15 protein-coding genes are annotated in these 21,336 nt (G+C 71.8%); all 15 read right to left on the bottom strand.

What is annotated here, in order from left to right; translation table 11 throughout:
* Positions 1-63: 63 nt before the first annotated feature.
* The 15 genes from ACFXAE_RS26895 to ACFXAE_RS26825 all read right to left on the bottom strand — a co-directional run bounded on the left by ACFXAE_RS26895 (position 64) and on the right by ACFXAE_RS26825 (position 21,146).
* Positions 64-1,257, bottom strand: a complete 1,194-nt coding sequence (locus ACFXAE_RS26895) for a glycosyltransferase family 2 protein (RefSeq protein ID WP_384719329.1) — start codon at positions 1,255-1,257, stop codon at positions 64-66.
* 204 nt (positions 1,258-1,461) lie between these two features.
* Positions 1,462-3,537: a hypothetical protein gene (locus tag ACFXAE_RS26890; RefSeq protein WP_384719327.1), complete on the bottom strand. Its 2,076-nt coding sequence runs from the start codon at positions 3,535-3,537 to the stop codon at positions 1,462-1,464.
* Between the two features lie 183 nt (positions 3,538-3,720).
* Positions 3,721-5,217, bottom strand: a complete 1,497-nt coding sequence (locus ACFXAE_RS26885; RefSeq protein WP_384719325.1) for a D-ribitol-5-phosphate cytidylyltransferase — start codon at positions 5,215-5,217, stop codon at positions 3,721-3,723.
* Between the two features lie 225 nt (positions 5,218-5,442).
* Positions 5,443-6,606 (bottom strand): hypothetical protein, encoded by a 1,164-nt coding sequence (locus tag ACFXAE_RS26880; protein ID WP_384719323.1) that lies wholly within the window; start codon positions 6,604-6,606, stop codon positions 5,443-5,445.
* Between the two features lie 92 nt (positions 6,607-6,698).
* A complete protein-coding gene (locus ACFXAE_RS26875) occupies positions 6,699-8,249 on the bottom strand; it encodes an alkaline phosphatase D family protein (protein WP_384719321.1) in 1,551 nt (516 codons plus the stop codon).
* 157 nt (positions 8,250-8,406) lie between these two features.
* The gene (locus ACFXAE_RS26870) at positions 8,407-8,760 is read right to left on the bottom strand and encodes a hypothetical protein (protein ID WP_384719319.1); all 354 of its coding nucleotides are present in this window, start codon (positions 8,758-8,760) and stop codon (positions 8,407-8,409) included.
* 110 nt (positions 8,761-8,870) lie between these two features.
* A complete protein-coding gene (gene obgE / locus ACFXAE_RS26865) occupies positions 8,871-10,316 on the bottom strand; it encodes a GTPase ObgE (protein WP_384719317.1) in 1,446 nt (481 codons plus the stop codon).
* 103 nt (positions 10,317-10,419) lie between these two features.
* Positions 10,420-10,674 carry a 50S ribosomal protein L27 gene (rpmA, locus tag ACFXAE_RS26860; RefSeq protein WP_003976205.1) on the bottom strand — a complete coding sequence of 85 codons (255 nt, stop codon included), beginning with the start codon at positions 10,672-10,674 and terminating at the stop codon, positions 10,420-10,422.
* Between the two features lie 14 nt (positions 10,675-10,688).
* Positions 10,689-11,009 carry a 50S ribosomal protein L21 gene (gene rplU, locus ACFXAE_RS26855; protein ID WP_004931419.1) on the bottom strand — a complete coding sequence of 107 codons (321 nt, stop codon included), beginning with the start codon at positions 11,007-11,009 and terminating at the stop codon, positions 10,689-10,691.
* 217 nt (positions 11,010-11,226) lie between these two features.
* Entirely contained in the window at positions 11,227-11,820 is a 594-nt protein-coding gene (gene rfbC, locus ACFXAE_RS26850; protein WP_384719315.1) for a dTDP-4-dehydrorhamnose 3,5-epimerase, read from the bottom strand.
* A gap of 14 nt (positions 11,821-11,834) precedes the next feature.
* A complete protein-coding gene (locus tag ACFXAE_RS26845; protein WP_384719314.1) occupies positions 11,835-13,817 on the bottom strand; it encodes a glycosyltransferase family 2 protein in 1,983 nt (660 codons plus the stop codon).
* Positions 13,814-14,737 carry a dTDP-4-dehydrorhamnose reductase gene (gene rfbD / locus ACFXAE_RS26840; protein WP_384719312.1) on the bottom strand — a complete coding sequence of 308 codons (924 nt, stop codon included), beginning with the start codon at positions 14,735-14,737 and terminating at the stop codon, positions 13,814-13,816. Before rfbD ends, ACFXAE_RS26845 begins: the two co-directional genes overlap by 4 nt.
* 114 nt (positions 14,738-14,851) lie before the next feature.
* Entirely contained in the window at positions 14,852-15,841 is a 990-nt protein-coding gene (gene rfbB, locus ACFXAE_RS26835; protein WP_384719310.1) for a dTDP-glucose 4,6-dehydratase, read from the bottom strand.
* Complete coding sequence (locus tag ACFXAE_RS26830; protein ID WP_384719309.1) at positions 15,838-16,905, bottom strand: glucose-1-phosphate thymidylyltransferase; 1,068 nt, start codon at positions 16,903-16,905, stop codon at positions 15,838-15,840. Before ACFXAE_RS26830 ends, rfbB begins: the two co-directional genes overlap by 4 nt.
* Positions 16,906-17,120: 215 nt before the next feature.
* Complete coding sequence (locus tag ACFXAE_RS26825) at positions 17,121-21,146, bottom strand: Rne/Rng family ribonuclease (protein WP_384719307.1); 4,026 nt, start codon at positions 21,144-21,146, stop codon at positions 17,121-17,123.
* Positions 21,147-21,336 lie beyond the last annotated feature (190 nt).

The following is a 21,336-nucleotide window of genomic DNA, read 5'->3' as shown; positions in this document are numbered from 1 at the left end:
GGGCTGGAATCAGCCCCTCCGGCGTTTGAGGAGCGGGGTCTGGGGCGGCGGGGCGAGAGAGGTTCAGGCCGCCGGGGTCAGCAGGCGGCGGGCCTTGCGGACGGCGCGGCGCAGCAGGGAGCCCGTGCCGCCCGCGCGGTGACCGGGGACCGCGCGGGCCTCGCGCGGGGAGGCCAGGTACACGGAGTCGGGGATGCCGGCCGCGCGGTCACGGAAGTGCGGGTAGGCGAGGTAGACGCGGCGGCCCCGCCGCTCCAGCAGGGCCTGCGGCTGCTTCTTCTCCCGGACGAACCGCAGGACGTCCGTGAGGAGTTCCAGCCGCTGCTCGGCCACCAGGTGCAGCCGCAGCCGCTCCTCGGTCTTCAGCCGCCGGGCGACGCCCTCGGTCCAGTGGACGTCCATCAGCGGCCGCGCCAGCTCCAGTTTGCGCCGCCGGACGTCGTCGGTGTCCTTGAGGAACCGGGGGCCGAACTGGGGCAGCAGGGTGACGGTGAAGGGCCGCACCATGAGCAGGTCGCGGCGGGGGCCCTCGGGGACGAGGTCGGCGATCAGGTTCATCAGGGCGCGGGCGGAGTCGAACCGCAGGGCGTAGCCGCCGCTCTTGGTGACGTGCTTGCCGTCGTCGCGGCCCACCAGGTAGTAGCAGGTGTAGTCGGCGATCACGGAGACGCCGTCGGCCCGCAGATAGGCCTCCATGGTGAACAGCGCGTCCTCGCCGGTGAACAGGGACTCGTCGAACCGTATGCCGTACCGGTCGAGTAACGCGCGGCGGAACAGCTTCTGCGCGCTGAGCGTGAACTTGATGTTGGAGGAGTAGACGTCGGTACGCTCCAGCGTCTTGCCCCACATGGACTTCGGCGCGCCCCGGTTGACGCCCTCGATCCGGCCCAGCACGACATCGGTGCCGGCCCGGTCGGCCATGGAGACCATCCGCTCGAGGGCCTCGGGGCCCAGCCGGTCGTCGGCGTCCAGGAAGAAGACGTAGCGCCCGGCGGCCTTGCCCAGGCCCACGTTGCGCGGGCCGCTGGGGCCGCCCGAGTTCTCCTGCCGGAGCACGGTGACCGCCATGGGCGCGCGGGCCGCGAACTCCTCCAGGCACTCCCCCGTGCCGTCGGTCGAGCCGTCGTCGACCGCGATGACCTCGACGCGCTCCGGGGCGATGGTCTGCGCCTCCACGGAGGCGAGGCACTCGACCAGGTACGGCATCGCCTCGTACGCCCCGATAACCACGGTGACATCAGGCTGCGCCATGGTCACTTTCCCCCTCGCCACGGGATGTTCCCCCCGTATCGCCTCATTCTTTACTTGTTAGACGGCTGTTCGAGGCAAGGGGTTGCGTCGGACACCCGTTTCAGTGGTCCACGTCACAGGGTCGCCGACGTCCCGTCCGGCACCCGAAAGGGCTCGGCCCCCGAGGATCAACTCCTCGGGGGCCGAGCCCTGTTGGGTCCGCCCGGCCGGTCAGCCGGCGTCGACGCCGTCCGTCTCACCGGCCGCCGACGTCCGCGGCACGGGCACCGCGTCCGCCAGCTCCACGTCGGGACCGCCGGTGGCGATACGGGACTCCTGGCCGAGGTTGCGCGTCTCGGCCTTCAGCGCGAGCCGGGCGACCGCGGTGTTGAACCGGTCGATGGACTTCGGCTCGTCCGGGCCGAGCAGATAGCGCTTGAGCTCCCCCCGGTCCCCGGCCAGCGGGTCGGCGGCCGGGTCGCGGACCGCGTCGAGCAGCCCGCCGAGCTCGTTCGCGTCGTTGGACAGGATCACCGCGGCACGCACCGCCGTGTTCTGCCGCTTGAACTCCTCCACGCCCAGCTCGGCGGAGTCCGTGACGGCGTACGGCTTGCCGCTGGCGATGAAGTCGGAGACCACGCTGGAGATGTCGGAGACCATCGCGTCGGAGACGTTGAAGCAGTCGTACAGCCGCGGCTCGGCGCCCGTGATGACGCGGTGCTCCCAGTCGGGGAAGGAGCGCCAGTACGCGGCGTTCCACTCGGCGCGCAGCCGGGCGGTCTCCTCGTGCCGGGCCACGTCGGCCACTCCGTCACGGGAGACCTCGGCCTCGTCGCCCTTCTCGCTGCCGCCGGACAGTTCGGCCAGCCGGGCCTCGATGCGCTCCAGCTCGGCCCCGGCCCCGGCCCGGGCGGCGGTGTCGGCGGTGAAGCGCGGGTCGGCCGCGCGCGCTGCGGCGGCCTTCTCGATCAGCGCGGTGATCCGCTGGTGGGCGGCCTTCGCCTTCGCGCTGCGGGTGCCGGTGAAGGGATGCGGCTTGTACAGGACCCGCACCGCGGGGTCGGCCTCGACCAGCTTCTTCACGATGTTCTCGCCGGCCAGCAGGATCGAGGTGTTGCCAGGGTTGTCGTCCCAGCCCTCCCAGGTGGGGGCGTACAGGACCGTCGGCATGCGGTCGCCGGGGACGCCCTGCCAGGTCCGGATCGGGGCCAGCTGCGGGCGGCCGACCTCGACGATGTCGTCGTCGCGGACACCGACGTCGGCGATGGCGTAGCGGTCGCGGCCCGCGCGGCCGGCCGTCCACACCTCGTCGTAGACCTTGCTGTACGGGTTGACGCTGGCGAGCTTGTCGCTGTCGCCGTGGCCGATGAAGACGTGCTTCATGGTCGGCACGCGCAGCATGTGGATGTTCTTGCCGACGTTCGCCGCGTACAGCGCGACCCGCACCGTGGACAGGTCCATGTTCATCAGGTGCACCCCTCCGGGCACGCAGACGACGGGGACCGTGGTGGGCGCCAGGTTCTGCAGGATGACCCGCTCGCGCAGGACGACCAGCGGACGGGTGTCCAGCTGCTCCATCGTCTCCAGCCACATGTTGACCTGGTACGCGGAGTCCTTGGAGCCGGAGAAGTACAGCACGGTCTCCGGGCGGTACTCGCGCAGCCAGCCGTCGATCGCGTCCAGCACCGCCCCCGGGGCCGGCGGGGTCTTCCGGCCGCGCACGTAGGGCAGCAGGGCGAGGACGTACAGGGTGCCCGCGGCCACCGTGACGCCGATGCCGATGTAGCCGACGGCGGCCGACTCCAGGGAGGCGCCGACGAGTATGCCGACGACCGCCGCGAGGTCGAGGTGGAGCATCTTCTCCGCGGCGCGGTTCAGCAGCGCGCGCGGCGGCGCGTCCGGGATGCGGATGCGGGAGGCCAGGTCGACGTTGCGGGTGGCGACCGGCATCCGGCGGCGGTTGCGGATCAGCGTGGTGAGCGCGCCGTGCGGGGCCTGAAGACCGTAGAAGGCGATGAAGCAGGCGATCGCCCCGTAGTAGATCAGGTTGTCCGCGAGGGACAGGCGGGCCAGCAGCAGGATCAGCAGCAGCTGTCGGATCAGGAAGCGGATCGACAGGCCGGCCCGCACCTTGCTGAGGCGGTTGACCAGGTAGCTGCCCTTGCGGTGCAGATAGTGGTCCGCCAGGTACGTCACGGCGGCCGCTGCCGCGAAGGCGGGGATGCTCGGGACGAGCGCGGCCAGCATGAGGCAGGGGAAGCCCAGCACCATGAGGACCGCCGCGGCCAGCTCGGCCGCGCTGCCCACCCGGGCGACGCGAATAGCGGTGGATATCACGAATAACCTGCTCTTGGAGGGGGGAGTGCCGGTTTTGTGCCTGTGCGCAATGCGGGAGGTACGGATTCAGGCCCCCGCGAACTCCCGTCGACCGACCACGTGAACAGGAGGCCGCAGAGGCCTGAATTACGGAAGATTATTTGGCGGCAATTATTACACGCCGTCCTGACGGTCCAGCACCGCGGCCAGCGCCTGCTCGAATCCGGTGGCCCGCGCCGCGCCCGCCGTCGGATCCTGCTGCCGCACGTCGATGACATGGCCGGTGAGCTCGGACAACAGCACGTCCAGCGAGGTCCGGGCCACCGCCTCGGAGGAGAGCAGACTGCTCGCCGGCTCCTGCCCGAAGGCCTTGGTGCGCATCGGCGTGGCGGTGCGCTCCGGGTTGATGCAGTTCACCCGGACGCCGTCGCCGGCCCACTCGTCGGACAGGGCCTGGGTGAGGTTCACCATCGCGGCCTTGGTCGAGGAGTACAGGCTGTACTCGGCGCGCCCGCGGGTGTAGCTGCTGGAGGTGTACAGCAGCAGCTGGCCGTTGGTCTCGGCGAGGTACTTGTAGGCCGAGCGGGCGATCTGCACCGGGGCCAGGTAGTTGACCTTCAGCGCCTCCTCGATGGTGGCGTTGTCGGTCTCGGCGAGCTTGCCGATGCGCAGCACGCCCGCGGTGTTGACGACGTAGTCGATGCGGCCGGTCTCGGCGTACGCCTTGGACAGCGCGTCGTCGACCTCCTCCGGGTTCTCCACGTGGGTGCCGGTGGTGGAGCGGCCCAGCGCGTAGACGGTGGCGCCGTAGGACTCGGCGAGCTCGGCGATGTCCTTGCCGATGCCGTACGAACCGCCGAAGACCACCATCGTCCTGCCGGTGAGCAGTTCGCGGTAGGCCTCCTCGGAGACCTGCTCGGGCGTGGCGGTGGAGGCGAGCTGGAAGAGCTTGTCGGCGATGAAGACGTCGACGGGCTGGGTGACCTTCATGTTGTACTCGTCGCCCGCCACGACGTGGATCGGCACGTCGGGGAGGTACTTGAGCACGACCGAGCAGTCGTCCGTGGCCTGGAAGTTGGGGTCGCCGGCGGCGACCTCGTAGGCGCGGCGGATGGTGGACAGCTTGAAGGCCTGCGGGGTCTGGCCGCGGCGCAGCCGGGCGCGGTCCGGGATCTCCGTGATGAACTCGCCGTCCTCGCCGTGCGTGCGCGTGACGATGATGGTGTCGGCGGACGGGATGGCCACGTCGACGGCCTGGTAGCGCTCCAGCGCGGTCACGCAGTCGTCGATGACGCGCTGCGACAGCAGGGGGCGCACGGCGTCGTGGAAGAGGACGTTGCGGTCCTCGCCCTCGGCCAGGCCCTCGCCGAGCGCGGCGATGGCGCGCTCGGTGGTCTCGTTCCGGGTCGAGCCGCCCTCGATGACCTTGGCGACCTTCGTGAACCCGGCCTTGGCGACGATCTTCTCGATGTCGGGCACGTATCCCGGCGCCATCAGCACGATGATGTCGTCGATCGAGTCGGCCTTCTCGAAGGTGGTCAGGGTGTGCTCGATGACTGCCTTGCCGGCGATCTTCAGCAGCTGCTTGGGGATCGACAGACCCACCCGCTGACCGGTGCCGCCGGCCAGGATCACTGCGGTGGTACGGGGCTTGGCTATGTGCTGGGACACAGGTGACCTACCTTGGGGCGACAGGGAACTCCGAAATGGTCCCACTTGTGGTTACCGCAGTGCAAGGTGAGCGACCTCTGCCGCATATGTGCGCGCAACCTGTCATTCACCTAGGACTCCTGGCACCCCGCGAGGGTTCCCGGGGCGCATCACGAATTGTTGTGAGTAACTCCACAGGAGTTATGTCATTGCTGTACGTGACAGGCGTGACACCACCCGGTCGGCTCAGCGCAGGAGCAGCCGTTTCGGACAGCGGTGACCGAGGACCTTCACGAGTTCCTTCGACGATGTCCGGTGAACGGTACGCCCCTTGTCGGTGCCGCTCGTCGCGGCGACCGTGGTGAGCATCCCGAACAGGGCCTGCGCGGCCGTCTCGGGAGCGAGCCGCGGCTCACCCGCCGGCTCCCCGGACGCCGGCACGCGGGACAGCGACTCCGGGCCGCCGAGGACCCGTACGCCCATGGAACCGATCCGCGCGGCCGTCTCGGCGCCGATCCCGGCGGCGGCCTCCAGGGCCCATCGCGGAGTGCGGATCTTCACGTCCTGCGGGGCGGGACTGCACGCGTTCTTCATATGCGCGATCGCGCCGTGCCGCACCAGCCTCGAATAGAGCTCTTCCGGAAGCTCATTCCCGCGGAATTCCTGGTTAAGATTCCGCAGCATTTCGGTCTCGGCGAGGGTGAGGGAACGGTTCGCGGTCTCCGGAACCGGCCGCAGCAGCCCTCCGGGCAGTCCCAGGAGGGCCTCGAAGGTGCGCATCAGCGCGTCCCGGTCACGGTCGTCGACCACGACGACGGTCACCCGGTCGGGGCCGGTCGCCCCGGCCCACCGCTCGACCAGCCGGTCGTGCCGGTGCCGACGCCAGAAACTGGGGGTGGGCTTGTCGTACGGGGGCCGGCGGAGCATGTGCTCCAGCCACGGCTCGTAGCCCAGCCGCAGCCCGTTCTGCACGTACTGCTGCCACTGCGAGGGCATGATCCGCGCCAGGGGCCGCAGGGTGACCAGGACGTGCACGCGGCCGCCGTCGAGCTGCTCGACGATCCGGGCGACGGTCGCCCCGTCCTCGGCGTCGGCGAAGAACTCGCTGCTGATCACACAGGTGCGCTCCCCGGTGGCCCGCACCCGGTCCAGCAGCCGCTGCCAGTGCTTCTCGGTGGGGACGGTGTCCCCCATCATCGCGGGCCGGGCGCAGGCGGCGAGGACGGCCTCGATCGGGTGCCGGCTGTGCGCCGGGAAGTCGACGCCGTGCCGTGCCATCTCCTCCTTCGCGGCGAACAGCGCGCCCTGGACGGCGGTGGTGCCGGTTTTGTGCGGACCTATGTGCAGCAGGCGGGTACCGGCGGGCAGGGCGGGGGGCAGGCGTTCTTCTCTCGTACAGTCCGTGTCCATGCCGAGGCACGGTAGGACGGCTCGCTGAGGATGCCGTGAGAGGAGCCTGGGACCCGCCTGAGTGCCTGGCTCCTCCCGTCGGGCCGCGGTCGTCAGACCAGGTGCACTCCGGGGCGGCCGGCCTCCACCCGGAGCCTGGCCAGCGTGCTGGGCGTGGCCCGCGGCTTCACCACGGTGTCCACCACCCGCACGCGCGCGTCGATGCCGCCTTGGCGGATGTCGAACAGGTGGTAGCCGCGGTGGGCGTCGAGCAGCTTCCAGTGCGGGTTGTCCGCGCGCCGCGGGTCCCACTGCGCGCGGAACGCGGCCTGGTCCTGGTCGCCGTTGCTGGAGATGGAGGTGCCGACGAACTCGGCGCCCACGACCGCCGACTTCGGGTCGGCGAAGTCCGCCTTGAGGTCGCTGATCATCGTCAGATGGCGGTCGCCGGTGAGCACGACCGGGTTGCTCACCCGCCGGAACTCCTGGAGCAGCGCGTTGCGTTCGGCCTGGTAGCCGTCCCAGGCGTCGTAGAACCAGAGCTTGCCCTCGCCGACCTGGAGGTCGGTCTCGGCCATCATGATCTGGGAGGCGATCAGGTTCCAGCGGGCGGGCGAGTGTCGCAGCCCGTCGATCAGCCAGCGCTTCTGCGCGGCCCCGAGCATGGTCAGCGACGGGTCCTGGGCGCCTTCCTGGCTGGTGGCCTGGTCACTGCGGTACTGGCGGGTGTCCAGCACGTTGAGCCGGGCGAGCCGGCCGAAGTCCAGCCGGCGGTGCATACGGATGCGCGGGCCGTCGGGTACGGCGGTGGCGCGGACCGGCATGTGCTCGTAGTACGCCTGGTAGGCGGCCGTCAGGCGGGCGACGAACGGGTCGTGCGCCTGCTTGTCGGGGTCCTGCGGGATCTCGCCGGCGAAGTCGTTGTCGACCTCGTGGTCGTCGAAGGTGACCACGAAGGGGGCGTTCGCGTGCATCGCCGCGAGGTCCGGGTCGGAGCGGTACTGGGCGTACCGGTTGCGGTACTGGGTGAGGCTGTACGGCTCACCGCTGCCCTCGTGGCGGCGTACGCCGGTCGCCGAGGGGGTGGACTCGTAGATGTAGTCGCCGACGAACACCACGACGTCCGGGTCCTGGTCCAGCATGTCGGCGTACGGGGTGAAGTAGCCGTGCTGCCAGTTCTGGCAGGAGGCGAGCGCGACCTTCAGCCGGCCGCCGGAACTGTGCGGGGCGGGCGCGGTGCGGGTGCGGCCGACGCGCGAGAGCTGCCCGCCGGCGCGGAAGCGGAACCAGTACGTGGTATCCGGGCGCAGCCCGCGTACGTCCACGTGGACACTGTGCCCGTACGTGCTCCGGGCCGGGGCGACACCCCGGCGGACGATCTTCTTGAAGCGGGCGTCCCGGGCCACCTGCCACTCCACGAAGACGGTGCGGTCGGGCATGCCGCCGCCGTTCAGCGGGTCCGGGGCGAGCCGGGTCCACAGGACGACCCCGTCGGGCAGCGGGTCGCCGGAGGCAACGCCCAGGCTGAACACGCCGTCGGGCAGTCTTGTCCCGGCCGCGTGCGCGGTGGCGGGCAGCCACAGCTGGGCGGAGGCGGCGGCGCCGAGCACGGCGGCACCGGCGGTCAGGACGCGGCGGCGGTCGGGCTGAACTGCTCCGGTCATCGGCGAACTCCCCTGCCTCGTCTGGCACTCGGACACTGGGAAGCTCGCGGTCCGGGCGGTCCGGACGCTGAACACCGTGGTTCGCGTGCATGACAAGCAGGGGGACAACGGGAAACCCGCCGCGGCACGGGAACATCCCGTTGCCACGACGGGTCCGTCAGGTGAGCGGCGGGCGACGGCCGTCGGAGCCCGTACGGGTCAGCCGGCGAAGGCGGTGCCCGGCCGCCACCGTGCCGAGGGCGCCCGCACCGAAGCTCCCGGCGCCGCCCGCGACGGACGTCGGGGAGGAGCGGAAGCACCACACCGACCCGGGCCGGATTTCTCCCCCGGCGCGCCCGTCGCCGTCGAAGCCGTCGCGCGGCCGGGTGGTGCCGGCGGCCGGCTCCCGGGCGGGCGCCGCGTACGCGCCGGGCACCGCGAGGGTGCCGGCGACGACGAACGCCCCACCGGTCGCGGGCGCGATCCGGGTGGGGCGGGCGAGGTTCCTGCGGCGTGGGGAAGGCGCGGCCACGGCGGGCGCCCCGTGGTGGAACCGGCCGGGCCGCCGTTCAGTGCGACCGGCCGGAACACCCGTCGGCCGCCCGGGTGTTCACCGCGACCTCACCGCCGTCACCGCACCGGCTAGAACGGCTCGAAGTCGTCGTACTCCCGGTCGACGTCGTCCCGCTCGGCCTCCCGGTCGCGCCGTCGCTGGGCGGCCGGGCGGGGTGCCTCCAAGCGGTGGTCCTCGCCGCGCCGGCCGAGCATCTCCGCGCCGGCCATGACGGTCGGCTCCCAGTCGAAGACGACCGCGTTGTCCTCGGGACCGATGGCGACGCCGTCACCGGACCGGGCACCGGCCTTCATCAACTCCGTCTCGACACCGAGGCGGTTGAGCCGGTCGGCGAGGTAGCCGACGGCCTCGTCGTTGTTGAAGTCGGTCTGGCGGACCCAGCGTTCGGGCTTCTCGCCGCGCACGCGGAACAGCAGATCACCGTCGATCTCCTCGCGGGTGACGGTGAAGCCGGCGTCGTCCACGGCCTTGGGCCGGATGACGATCCGCGTCGCCTCCTCCTTGGGCTTGGCGGCCCGTCCCTGGGCCACCAGCTCGGCGAGCGCGAACGACAGCTCCCTCAGCCCCATGTGGGCGACGGCCGACACCTCGAAGACGCGGTAGCCGCGTGCTTCCAGGTCGGGGCGCACCATCTCGGCGAGGTCCTTGCCGTCGGGGACGTCGATCTTGTTGAGGACGACGATGCGGGGACGGTCGCCGAGACCGCCGTACTGCCGCAGCTCCTCCTCGATGATGTCGAGGTCGGAGACGGGGTCGCGCTCGGACTCCAGCGTGGCGGTGTCCAGCACGTGCACGAGCACACTGCACCGCTCGACGTGCCGCAGGAACTCCAGACCGAGCCCCCTGCCCTGGCTGGCCCCGGGGATGAGGCCGGGCACGTCGGCGACGGTGTAGACGGTCGACCCGGCGGTGACGACACCGAGGTTCGGGACGAGGGTGGTGAAGGGGTAGTCGGCGATCTTCGGCCTGGCGGCGCTGAGCACGGAGATCAGCGACGACTTGCCGGCGCTCGGGTAGCCGACCAGCGCCACGTCGGCGACGGTCTTGAGCTCCAGGACGATGTCCTGGAAGTCCCCCGGCTCACCGAGCAGCGCGAACCCGGGGGCCTTGCGGCGCGCGGAGGCGAGGGCGGCGTTGCCGAGCCCGCCGCGTCCGCCCTGGGCGGCGACGTACGACGTCCCGTGCCCGACCAGGTCCGCGAGCACGTTGCCCGCCTTGTCCAGGACGACGGTCCCGTCCGGCACGGGCAGGACCAGGTCCTGCCCGTCCTTGCCGCTGCGGTTGCCGCCCTCGCCGGGCTTGCCGTTGGTGGCCTTGCGGTGCGGGGAGTGGTGGTAGTCGAGGAGGGTCGTCACGGACTGGTCGACGGTGAGGATCACGTCGCCGCCACGTCCGCCGTTCCCGCCGTCGGGACCGCCGAGCGGCTTGAACTTCTCACGGTGGACGGAGGCACAGCCGTGGCCTCCGCTACCCGCGGCGACGTGCAGCTCGACGCGGTCCACGAAGGTGGTCATGGGATGTGCCTCCAGTTACTACGGGGTTGTCTCTTGCCCAACACGCGAAAGGCGGACCCGCTTCCCGTGAGGGAAGTGAGGTCCGCCTCGCGAAAGCTTCCGGTCAGGCGACCGGAACGATGTTCACGACCTTGCGGCCACGGTGGGTGCCGAACTGCACCGCACCGGCCTGCAGGGCGAACAGCGTGTCGTCGCCACCACGGCCGACGCCGGCGCCCGGGTGGAAGTGGGTGCCGCGCTGGCGGACCAGGATCTCACCCGCGTTGACGGCCTGACCGCCGAAGCGCTTCACACCGAGCCGCTGGGCGTTCGAGTCGCGACCGTTCCGGGTGGACGATGCGCCCTTCTTGTGTGCCATGTCTCCTCAGTCCCTTACTTCGCAGCCGCGGGGATCTCAGTGACCTTGATCGCCGTGTACTGCTGGCGGTGGCCCTGACGACGGCGGTAGCCGGTCTTGTTCTTGTAGCGCAGAATGTCGATCTTCTGGCCCTTGTGGTGGTCCACGACCTCGGCCTGGACCTTGATGCCGGCCAGCACCCACGGGTCGCTGGTCACGGCGTCGCCGTCGACGACGAGCAGGGTCGAGAGCTCGACCGTGTCGCCCACCTTGGCGGTGGAAATCTTGTCAACCTCAACGATGTCGCCGACAGCAACCTTGTGCTGGCGACCACCGCTGCGCACGATGGCGTACACGCGGATCTCACTCTCACTCGAAGAACGGCACCCCCGCAGGCCAGCCGCCCGGCCATGAACACGGACGACCTCTCCCAGGCACCGCGGCACCCGGAAGGAAGAGGTTTACGGGAATGTGGCGGCCCAGATGGACACGCCGACAGTCAAGGTTACGGGGCCGTGGCCGAACGGGTCAAACCGGCCCTCCGCGGGGAGGGCCGGCCCGGCCCGGACGGGTTCAGCCGCCGAGGCCCTCCCGGTAGGCGACGCACGCCTCGTAGGAGGGGAGGAGGCCCTGGTCCCGGGCCTCGGCCAGGGTGGGAGCCTGCTCGTCCTTGGCGGAGAGAAGCGGGGTGAGGTCGGCGGGCCAGTCGATGCCGAGGGCCGGGTCCAGGGGATGGATGCCGTGCTCGCGCTCGGGGGCGTAGCCCTCGGAGCAGAGGTAGACGACGGTGGCGTCGTCGGTGAGCGCCATGAAGCCGTGGCCGAGGCCCTCGGAGAGGTAGACCGCGTGGTGGTCCCGGTCGTCCAGGCGGACCGCCTCCCACTGGCCGAAGGTGGGCGAGCCGGTCCGGATGTCCACGATCACGTCGAGGACCGCGCCGCGCACGCACTTGACGTACTTGGCCTGGCCGGGCGGCACGTCGGCGAAGTGGATGCCGCGCAGGGTGCCCCGGCTGGAGACGGACATGTTGGCCTGGGCGAGCGTGAGCGGGTGGCCCGCCGCCTCGGTGAAGACCGGGGCCTTGAACCACTCGTGGAAGCTGCCCCGGCCGTCGGGGAAGATCTTCGGCTCGTGCACCCAGGCACCGGAGAGGGAAAGGGGTCGCATGGAAGGGTCCGTCCTCAGCTCTTCTTCTCGTTCGTCAGTGCGCGCTTGACGCGGCCGGCGACCCGGCGCCACAGGGGGCGGGCCGGTGCCGGCTTCCGGCCGGCGGGCTTGGCCGGCGGGGTGTGCCGGTCGATCACCCGGGCGGTGCCGTCGGCGGCGACCACCACGTCGACCGGGAGCCGGGTCCACTTCGCCTCGCCGCGACCGGCGGACGGCACCCCGATGCGGACCGCCCAGCGCTTCCCGGTGAGCTTCTCCAGCGGCAGCGTGGCGCTCACGGTACGGCCGTCCACCACGGCTTCGGCCGGGTACTTGCCCACGTTCTTGCGTTCGAAGCGGAGCTGTACCGGGTCACCGGCGTCCACCGCGACGTGCAGCGGCAGCGGCAGCCGTACGGCCGAGCCCTCGACCACGGCCCCGGCCGGGTCCATCCGGGCCACCGCCTCGCGCTCCAGCTTGTTGGTGTGCTGGTCGACGTCGAGGGAGAGGTTGCCCGGCCCGTCGGTCCAGTACGGCAGCACCAGCCGCCTCGGCTCACCGGTGAGCGCGGCCAGCCGTCCGGCCTCCACGTCCTCGCCGCGCACCGCGCCGAGCCGCGTCTCCTTGCTCCAGCCGCAGGACTTGATGCGCAGGTGCAGGTCCCAGAGGCCCTTCTCCAAGGGCGCGCCCGCGGCCGCCGTCTCCGGGTCGAGGACGGCGCGCGCGGTGATCCGCTGGCGGAAGGAGCCCTCCCCCGCGTCCAGGCGGTGCGGCTCGCACTCGACCGGGAGGTAGAACTGCCTGGCGTCCTCCCGGTGGCGGACCACCAGGTCCACGCCGCTCCTGTCGACCGGGGCCTCCAGGGTGATGTCCTGGCCGGCCAGCGCCTCGAGCGCCTTGTCGGACAGCGGCAGGCCGAGCAGGTCGCGCTCGCCCTCCCGGCGGAAGGTCATCGGCTCGCCGTCGACCTGGTACTCGGAGGTGAAGCCGATGTTCAGGACGCCGTCCTCCCAGGTCAGGGAGGACAGGGTGCCGGTGGGCCTGATCCCGGCCTCCCAGCGGGCGAGGGCGCGGACGTCCTCGTAGAGGTCGGCGGCGATCAGTCCGGCCACCACCCGCTGGGTGGGGGCGACCTTCGCGAACACGCCCGGCCCGAAACGCTCGGTGATCACACCGCGGATCTCGCGGTACAGCTCCTCGGCGTAGTCCTCGGGGAGCTTGAGCAGCCGGTTGCCGCGCAGCCGCTCGACCATCTCGTTGCGCAGCCAGCGGCTGAACAGTTTGTCGCGCAGCGGGCCGGGCTCGGTGAGCTCCTCGACCACGTCGAGGGCCTCACGGAGGTTGGTGAAGTAGCCGGCCGGGTCGAAGCGCTGGAAGCCGGCGTTGGAGCCGTCGTCGCGGGTGATGTGGTAGTAGCACAGGTAGTCGCCCAGGACGGCGACGCTCTTCGCCCGCAGGTAGGCCTCGACGACGAAGACGTGGTCCTCCAGCCGGCGGCGGCCCTCCTTGAAGCGCATGTCGTGCTGCCGGAGGAACTCCCGCCGGAACATCTTGTGCGGGGTGAGGCTGTCGATCAGCGGCGCGTTCTCCACCGTCGCGCGCGGCCGGTTGACCCGGAACAGCTCCTGCGGGACCGGGCGGCCGATGCCCGCCATCTTGCCCACGACCACGTCGGCGTCGTTCGCCCTGCCGTAGTCGTACATCCGCTCCAGGGCCTCGTCGCCGAGCCAGTCGTCGTGGTCGACGAACATGACGTACTCGCCCCTGGCCGCGTCGATGCCGGTGTTGCGGGGTTTGCCGGACCAGCCGGAGGCCTCTTGGTGGACGACGTGGAAGTGGGGGTGCTCGGCCGCCAGTTCGTCCAGCCGGGCGGGGGTCTCGTCGGTGGAGCCGTCGTCGACGAAGAAGACCTCGAACTCGTCCGGGGCGAGGCTCTGCCGCAGCAGACCGTTGACGCAGTCCTCGACGTACTTGCCCGGGTTGTAGACCGCGATGACGACGCTGACCTTGACTGTCACGCCGGGTTCTCCTTCTGGTGGATCCGGTGGATCTCCGGGAACGCCTCGGTGAGGGCAGCGCGCCAGTCGCGCAGCGGCTCCATGCCGGCCGCGGCGAAGCGCTCGTGGCCGAGCACGCTGTAGGCCGGACGGGGGGCGGGGCGGACGAACGCCTCGCTGGTGGTGGGGCGGACCCGGTCCGGATCGGTGCCGAGCAGGCGGAAGATCTCGCGGGTGAGGCCGTACCAGGTGGTCTCGCCGGAGCTGGTGCCGTGGTAGACGCCCGCCGGGGCGGTACCGGCCAGGGCTCCGCGCCCCAACTCGAGCAGCAGACCGGCCAGGTCGGCGCTCCAGGTGGGCTGTCCGCGCTGGTCGTCGACGACGTCGAGGGTGTCCTTGAGACCTTCCAGCTTGATCATCGTACGGACGAAGTTGCCTCCGCCCGCTCCGTACAGCCAGGCGGTGCGCACGACGTAGCCGCTGTCGGGGAGTGTCTTCAGGACGGCCTGCTCGCCGGCCAGCTTGGTGCGGCCGTAGGCGCTGCGCGGCGCGGTGGGAGCGTCCTCGGCGTACGGCGTCGCGGCGTCGCCCGCGAAGACGTAGTCGGTGGAGACGTGGAGCAGGACGGCACCGGTGCGGGCGCAGGCGGCCGCCAGGTGGGCCGGGCCGTCGCCGTTGACCGCGAACGCCTCGGCCTCGCGGGTCTCGGCGTCGTCCACGGCGGTCCAGGCCGCGCAGTTGACCACCACGGCCGGCCGGTGGTGTTCGAGCGCCTGCCGCACGGCGTCCGCGTCCGTGAGGTCCAGCGCCGCCCGGTCCAGGGCGGTGGCCTGCTCTCCCGCCGCGGCCAGCCGGGCCAGTACGTCCTGGCCGAGCATCCCGCCCGCCCCGGTGACCAGCCAGCCGGCCGGCGTGTTCCCCTGTTCCTCTGTCGGGTTCATCCCTCTTCCTGTCCTCCGTACCGGATGGCGCGGGCCCGGGCGGGATCCGGGACGCGCGGGAGACGCCTGAACGGGCCCAGGACGATCCCGGGCCCGCGCCGGACGAGTGGTGTGTCAGCTCAGCGCCGCACGCTCCTTCAGCGGCTCCCACCAGGCGCGGTTGTCGCGGTACCACTGGACGGTCTCGGCGAGGCCCTGCTCGAAGCTCTTGCGCGGCTCGTAGCCCAGTTCCTCACGGATCTTCGTGCAGTCGACGGAGTAGCGGCGGTCGTGGCCCTTGCGGTCCTCGACGTACTCGACGCTGGTCTCCCAGTCGGCACCGCACGCCTTCAGGAGCAGCCCGGTGAGCTCCTTGTTGGAGAGCTCGGTGCCGCCGCCGATGTTGTAGATCTCGCCCGCGCGGCCCTTGGTGCGGACCAGCTCGATGCCCTGGACGTGGTCGTCGATGTGCAGCCAGTCGCGGACGTTGCCGCCGTCGCCGTACAGCGGGACCTTCTTGCCGTCGAGGAGGTTGGTGACGAAGAGGGGGATGACCTTCTCGGGGAAGTGGTGGTGCCCGTAGTTGTTGGAGCAGCGGGTGACGCGGACGTCCAGGCCGTGGGTGCGGTGGTAGGACAGCGCGATCAGGTCGCTGGACGCCTTCGCCGAGGAGTAGGGCGAGTTGGGCTCCAGCGGGTGGGTCTCGGGCCAGGAGCCCTCGTCGATCGAGCCGTAGACCTCGTCGGTGGAGATGTGCACGAAGGTCTCGATGCCGGCCCGGTGCGCGGCGTCGACGAGCGTGTGGGTGCCGACCACGTTCGTGCGGACGAACTCCGCGCCGCCGTCGATGGACCGGTCGACGTGCGACTCGGCGGCGAAGTGCACCACCTGGTCGTGCTCGGCCATCAGCTTGCCGACCGGCTCCGGGTCGCAGATGTCTCCCTGCACGAAGGCGAATCCGGGGTGCTCGCGCACCTCGTCGAGGTTGGCCGGGTTGCCCGCGTACGTCAGCTTGTCCAGGACGGTGACCGAGACGTCACCGGGGCCCTGGGGGCCGAGCACCGTACGGACGTAGTGCGAGCCGATGAAGCCGGCACCGCCGGTCACCAGGATCCTGGTAGTCATGAGGAGATCTGCACCTTGCTGTGATCACCGAGCACGAGCCGGTGGGCCTTGGGGTTACGGGGAGCGGGCGTGACCTCGACGTCACGCCCGATGAGCGAGGCCTCCACCCGGCGCACGCCGGTCACGGACGCGCCCCGCAGGACGATGGAGTACTCGATTTCGCTGTCCTCGATCCGGCAGCCCTCGGACACCGAGGTGAACGGGCCGATGTACGCGTCGTTGACCACCGTACCGGCGCCGATGACCGCGGGCCCGACGATCCGGCTGCCGCTGACCCGGGCGCCCTCCTCGATGCGCACCCGGCCGATGATCTCGCTGGCCTCGTCCACCGTGCCCGCGTCGTGGGGCTCGAGGGTCTCCAGGACGGACCGGTTGACCTCCAGCATGTCGGTGACGTTGCCGGTGTCCTTCCAGTAGCCGGAGATCGTGGTGGAGCGGACGTCCCGCTTCTGGTCGATCAGCCACTGGATGGCGTGCGTGATCTCCAACTCGCCGCGCCAGGAAGGCTCGATGGAGCGGACGGCCTCGTGTATGGCCGGGGTGAACAGGTAGACGCCGACGAGGGCCAGATCGCTCTTCGGCTGCTTCGGCTTCTCCTCCAGGCCCACCACGCGGCCGTCGGCGCCGAGTTCGGCGACACCGAAGGAGGTGGGGTCGGGGACCCTGGTCAGCAGGATCTGCGCGTCGGGCCGCTCGGTGCGGAACTCCTCCACCAGGCCGGTGATGCCACCGACGATGAAGTTGTCGCCGAGGTACATGACGAAGTCGTCGTCGCCGAGGAAGTCCTGGGCGACGAGCACGGCGTGCGCGAGTCCCAGGGGCGCTTCCTGCGGGATGTAGGTGACCTCGATGCCGAACCTGGAACCGTCCCCCACCGCCTCGCGGATCTCGTCCGCGGTGTCACCGACGATGATCCCGACCTCGGTGATCCCTGCGTCGGCGATCGCTTCCAGACCGTAGAAGAGGACGGGTTTGTTGGCGACCGGCACGAGCTGTTTGGCAGAGGTGTGGGTGATCGGACGGAGGCGGGTCCCCGCTCCCCCGGAAAGCACGAGAGCCTTCACGTGTGGCGCCCCAATACTGTGGACCTTGAGAGGGACGGAGAGTCCCTGATCATCTGATTTCGCAGGAGATCTTCGGGCACATCATAGCCACTCGGCAGGAACAGCGATTCACCGGCCATTCACACATTCGAACCGCAGTGGCCGCCTAATGGCGAAAAAGTGATGCGCCCCCGGTGGAACCGGGGGCGCATCACACTCACCGAACGATCCGGAGGTCAGTCCTCCGTCGAGGCGGTCACCGATGACGACGGCTGCTGGGCCGCCGCCGCGGTCTTCTTCGACGCCGTCTTCTTCGCGGTCGTCTTGGCGGCGGCCGGCTTGGCGGTCTTCGCCGCCGCCTTCTTGGCCGTCGTCTTCTTGGCGGCGGTCTTCTTGGCCGCCGTCTTCTTCGTGGCGGCCTTCTTCGCCGTGGCCTTCTTGACCGCCTTGCGGGCGGTCTTCTTGGCCGGGGCGGCCTCGGCCTCGGCTTCGGCCTCGGCCTCGGCTTCCTCGACGGACTCCCCGGCGGGCGCCGTCTCCGTCGCCGCCGACGGCACGACCACGACGGCCGTCTCCTCGGACGCGGTCGACGTGCTCGGCTTGCGCACCGCGCGACGGCGCGGGCGGGCCGGGGCCTCGGCCTCGGCGGGCGCCTCGGACGGGGCCTCCTCGGACTTCGGCTCAGGCGTCTCGGCGACCGGGGCCGCGGGCTCCACGACCGTCACCACCGCGGCCTCCGCGCCCGCCGGGGAACCGGCCGGCGCGGACACCTTGCGGGTGGCCCTGCGACGCGTACGGCCCTTGGGCGCGGCCTCCTCGGCGGCCGGGGCCCCGGTCTCCCGGGCTTCGGTCCCCGGCTCGGGGACCACCGCGTCCTCGACGGCCGCGGGCTCGGCCAGCGCCTCGGCGGCCGGCTCCGGCCGCACCGGACGCGCGGCCTCCTCGGCGGCCGTCACGTCCTGCGCCGTCGGGGCCCCGGCCCGCTCGCTCTCCCCGGCCTTGTGCCGGTCGGCCCTGGCGGTCTCCCGCCTCGGCGCGCCCGCCGGGGCCGACACCCGCCGGCTCGCCCGGCGGCGCGTGCGCCCACGGGTGGCCGCGGCCTCCGCCTCGGCGGCGCTGTTGTACAGCTCCTCGTCGGGCACGAACTCGGGCGCGGGGAGCGCGACCGGCTCGGCGGCCTCGGCGGCGACCTCGGCCGCCGTCTCCTGCTCCGCCTCCTGCTCGGCCGTCCCGACGCCCACGGCGACCTCGTGCTCGTGCGGCTGCTCCGCCGCACCGGCCCGCGCCCGCTTCCGGCGCTTGCCGCCACCACCGGCGGCGGCCGGCTGGTCCAGGTGCACGATGACACCGCGCCCGTTGCAGTGGACGCAGGTCTCCGAGAACGACTCCAGCAGGCCCTGGCCGACCCGCTTGCGGGTCATCTGGACCAGGCCCAGCGAGGTCACCTCGGCGACCTGGTGCTTCGTACGGTCGCGGCCCAGGCACTCGAGGAGGCGCCGCAGCACCAGGTCCCGGTTGGACTCCAGCACCATGTCGATGAAGTCGATGACGATGATGCCGCCGAGGTCGCGCAGCCGCAGCTGACGCACGATCTCCTCGGCCGCCTCCAGGTTGTTCCTGGTGACCGTCTCCTCCAGGTTGCCGCCCTGGCCGGTGAACTTGCCGGTGTTGACGTCGACGACGACCATCGCCTCGGTCCGGTCGATCACCAGCGAACCGCCGCTGGGCAGCCAGACCTTGCGGTCCAGCGCCTTGGCGAGCTGCTCGTCGATCCGGTACGTGGCGAAGACGTCGACCTCGCTGGTCCACCTCGACAGCCGGCCGGCCAGGTCGGGCGCGACGTGCGAGACGTAGCCGTGAATGGTCTCCCACGCCTCGTCACCGCTGACGACGACCTTGGTGAAGTCCTCGTTGAAGATGTCCCGCACGACCCGGACGGTCATGTCCGGCTCGCCGTACAACAGCGTCGGCGCGCTGCCGCCGCCGTTCTTGGACTTCTTCTTGATCTCCTCCCACTGCGCCTGCAGCCGCTCGACGTCCCGGCGCAGCTCGTCCTCGCTCGCGCCCTCGGCGGCGGTGCGCACGATGACGCCCGCGTCCTCGGGGACGATCTTCTTGAGGATGGTCTTCAGCCGGGCCCGCTCGGTGTCGGGCAGCTTGCGGCTGATGCCGGTCATCGAGCCCTCGGGGACGTACACGAGGTAGCGGCCCGGGAGGGAGACCTGGCTGGTGAGGCGGGCGCCCTTGTGCCCGATCGGGTCCTTGGTGACCTGCACCAGGACCGACTGCCCCGACTTCAGCGCGGACTCGATGCGGCGCGGGCCGCCCGACATGCCGAGCGCCTCGAAGTTGACCTCACCGGCGTACAGCACGGCGTTGCGGCCCTTGCCGATGTCGATGAAGGCGGCCTCCATCGACGGCAGCACGTTCTGCACCTTGCCGAGGTAGACGTTGCCGACGTACGAGGTCGCCTGCTCCTTGTTGACGTAGTGCTCGACGAGCACGTCGTCCTCCAGGACGCCGATCTGCGTACGGTCGCCGTGCTGGCGGACCACCATGACGCGCTCGACGGCCTCGCGGCGGGCCAGGAACTCGGCCTCGGTGATGATCGGCACCCGGCGGCGGCCCTGCTCACGGCCCTCGCGGCGGCGCTGCTTCTTCGCCTCCAGACGCGTGGAGCCCTTGATGGACTGCACCTCGTCCGACGGCTCGGCCTTCGGACGGGGCTCGCGGACCTTGACGACCGTGCGCTCGGGATCGTCGGTGGCCACCTCGGGCTCACCGCCGCCGTCACCGGCACGACGGCGACGGCGACGACGGCGACGGCTGCTGCTGGACCCGGAGTCCTCGCGGTCCTCGGCCGACTCGGCGTCGTCCTCGTCGTCCTCCTCGACCTGCTCGGCGGTGTCCTCGGCGTCCTGGGCCGCCTGCTCGGCGGGGACCCGCTCGGCGCCAGCGTCCGCGGACTCGCCGTCCTCGATGTCGGTCTCGGCCGAGTCGCCGCGCCGGCGGCGACGGCCGCCGCGGCGCCGGCGACGGCGCGAACCGGCGGCCTCGCTGTCGTCCTGGTCGTCGGCCTCGGCGTGGTCCTCGGACTGCTCCTCGGCCTCCTCCGCCTCGTCCTCGACGCGGGTCACGGGAGCGGCCTCGGGCTCCTCGTCCGCACCCCGGCGCCGGCGACGACGGCGGGAGGCTGCGGGCTGCTCCTCCGGGAGCTCCTCGGTCCGCTCCGGCTCCGCCGTCGGTTCGACGACCTCGACGGCCGCTTCGGCGGCGGCCCGCTCCAGGGTCTGGAAGCGGGGCTCGGTGAACACCGGCGGCTGGAACACGGCGACGGCCGGACGCGCGGGGCGCCGCGGCGACGTCTCCGCCTCGCCGGACTCGGCGGGCTCGGCGAAGCCGGCGGCGGCCTTACGGACCACCCGGCGCCGGCGTCGCGGAGCGGCCTCGTCGGCGACGGCCTCGGGGGTCTGCGCGGGCTCGGGGGTCTGCGCGGGCTCGGGGGTCTCGGTCACCGGGGTCTCCTCGGCGGCGGGCGCGTCGGCACGCCGCGTGGCGCGACGCCGGGTCCGGCGCGGAGCGGCGTCCTCGGACGTGCCGGCGGCGGTCTCCGCCGTCCCGGCGGTCTCGATGGTGGCCTCGGCGGTCCCGGTGGCGGTCTCGGCAGACGCCTCCGGGGAGGTCACACTGCGCGTGGCCCGACGCCGGGTCCGGCGCGGAGCCGCCTCCTCGGCGGTGGTCTCCGCGAGCTCGGGGGCGGCTTGCGGGGTCTCGGGGGCGGCCTGCGGGGTTTCGGCGGTCGCCGTCGGCGAGGTCACGCTGCGGGTCGCACGACGCCGGGTCCGGCGCGGGGCCGCGTCCTCGGCCGTGTCCGCGGCGACGGCGGGCTGCTCGGGAGCCGGAGCCGTCCCGGGCGCGGCGGACGTCGCCGGTACGACGGTCTCGGCGGCCTCCGCCGACTCCGGCGCCCCGGCCGACGCGACCGCGCGGCGGACCACGCGACGACGCCGGGGCGCGGCGGCCGGGGCCTCGACGGGCTCAATCTCCTTCTCCGCCTCGGCGCCCTCCTGCTCCACGAGCTCATCGGGCTCGGGGGCCTCCGCGGCCGGTATGGCCGACGCGTCGGTCTCGGCCGTCGTGTCGGCCGCCCCGCCGGGCGGGCCCGCCGGGCGGGACGCGGCACGGCGCCGCCGCCTCGGCGGCAGGGTGTCGCTGGGAGTGTTCGGTTCGGAGCCCTCAACGGGCTCGATCGGTTCGAGCATGCGGGCGTTTCTCCCGTCAGGCTCCCGGGCGCCGCACCTGGTCCGGCGATGCCGGTGACGTCCGCGGCTCGCGCTGTGCGCGATCGCCGCCGTCCGGGGCGCGGGCGCCGCACGGGAGCACTCTGTGTCCTGTCTCGCCGGTTCCGTACGCCGAATGCGTACGGCCTGGCGAAAGTCTTCTGGTCGGTGC

The organism is Streptomyces sp. NPDC059454 (genome assembly GCF_042749965.1).
In the GTDB taxonomy this organism is placed as follows: domain Bacteria; phylum Actinomycetota; class Actinomycetes; order Streptomycetales; family Streptomycetaceae; genus Streptomyces.
The sequence above is the reverse complement of the archived record's forward strand: the minus strand, read 5'-3'. Positions and strand labels throughout refer to the sequence as shown.

What these genes read in the sequence shown, in the direction of transcription:
- ACFXAE_RS26825 (WP_384719307.1), bottom strand. Translation starts at nt 21,146, where the DNA reads ATGCTCGAACCGATCGAGCCCGTTGAGGGCTCCGAACCGAACACTCCC.
- ACFXAE_RS26875 (WP_384719321.1), bottom strand. Translation starts at nt 8,249, where the DNA reads ATGACCGGAGCAGTTCAGCCCGACCGCCGCCGCGTCCTGACCGCCGGT.
- rfbB (WP_384719310.1), bottom strand. Translation starts at nt 15,841, where the DNA reads ATGACTACCAGGATCCTGGTGACCGGCGGTGCCGGCTTCATCGGCTCG.
- rfbD (WP_384719312.1), bottom strand. Translation starts at nt 14,737, where the DNA reads ATGAACCCGACAGAGGAACAGGGGAACACGCCGGCCGGCTGGCTGGTC.
- rfbC (WP_384719315.1), bottom strand. Translation starts at nt 11,820, where the DNA reads ATGCGACCCCTTTCCCTCTCCGGTGCCTGGGTGCACGAGCCGAAGATC.
- rpmA (WP_003976205.1), bottom strand. Translation starts at nt 10,674, where the DNA reads ATGGCACACAAGAAGGGCGCATCGTCCACCCGGAACGGTCGCGACTCG.
- obgE (WP_384719317.1), bottom strand. Translation starts at nt 10,316, where the DNA reads ATGACCACCTTCGTGGACCGCGTCGAGCTGCACGTCGCCGCGGGTAGC.
- ACFXAE_RS26880 (WP_384719323.1), bottom strand. Translation starts at nt 6,606, where the DNA reads ATGGACACGGACTGTACGAGAGAAGAACGCCTGCCCCCCGCCCTGCCC.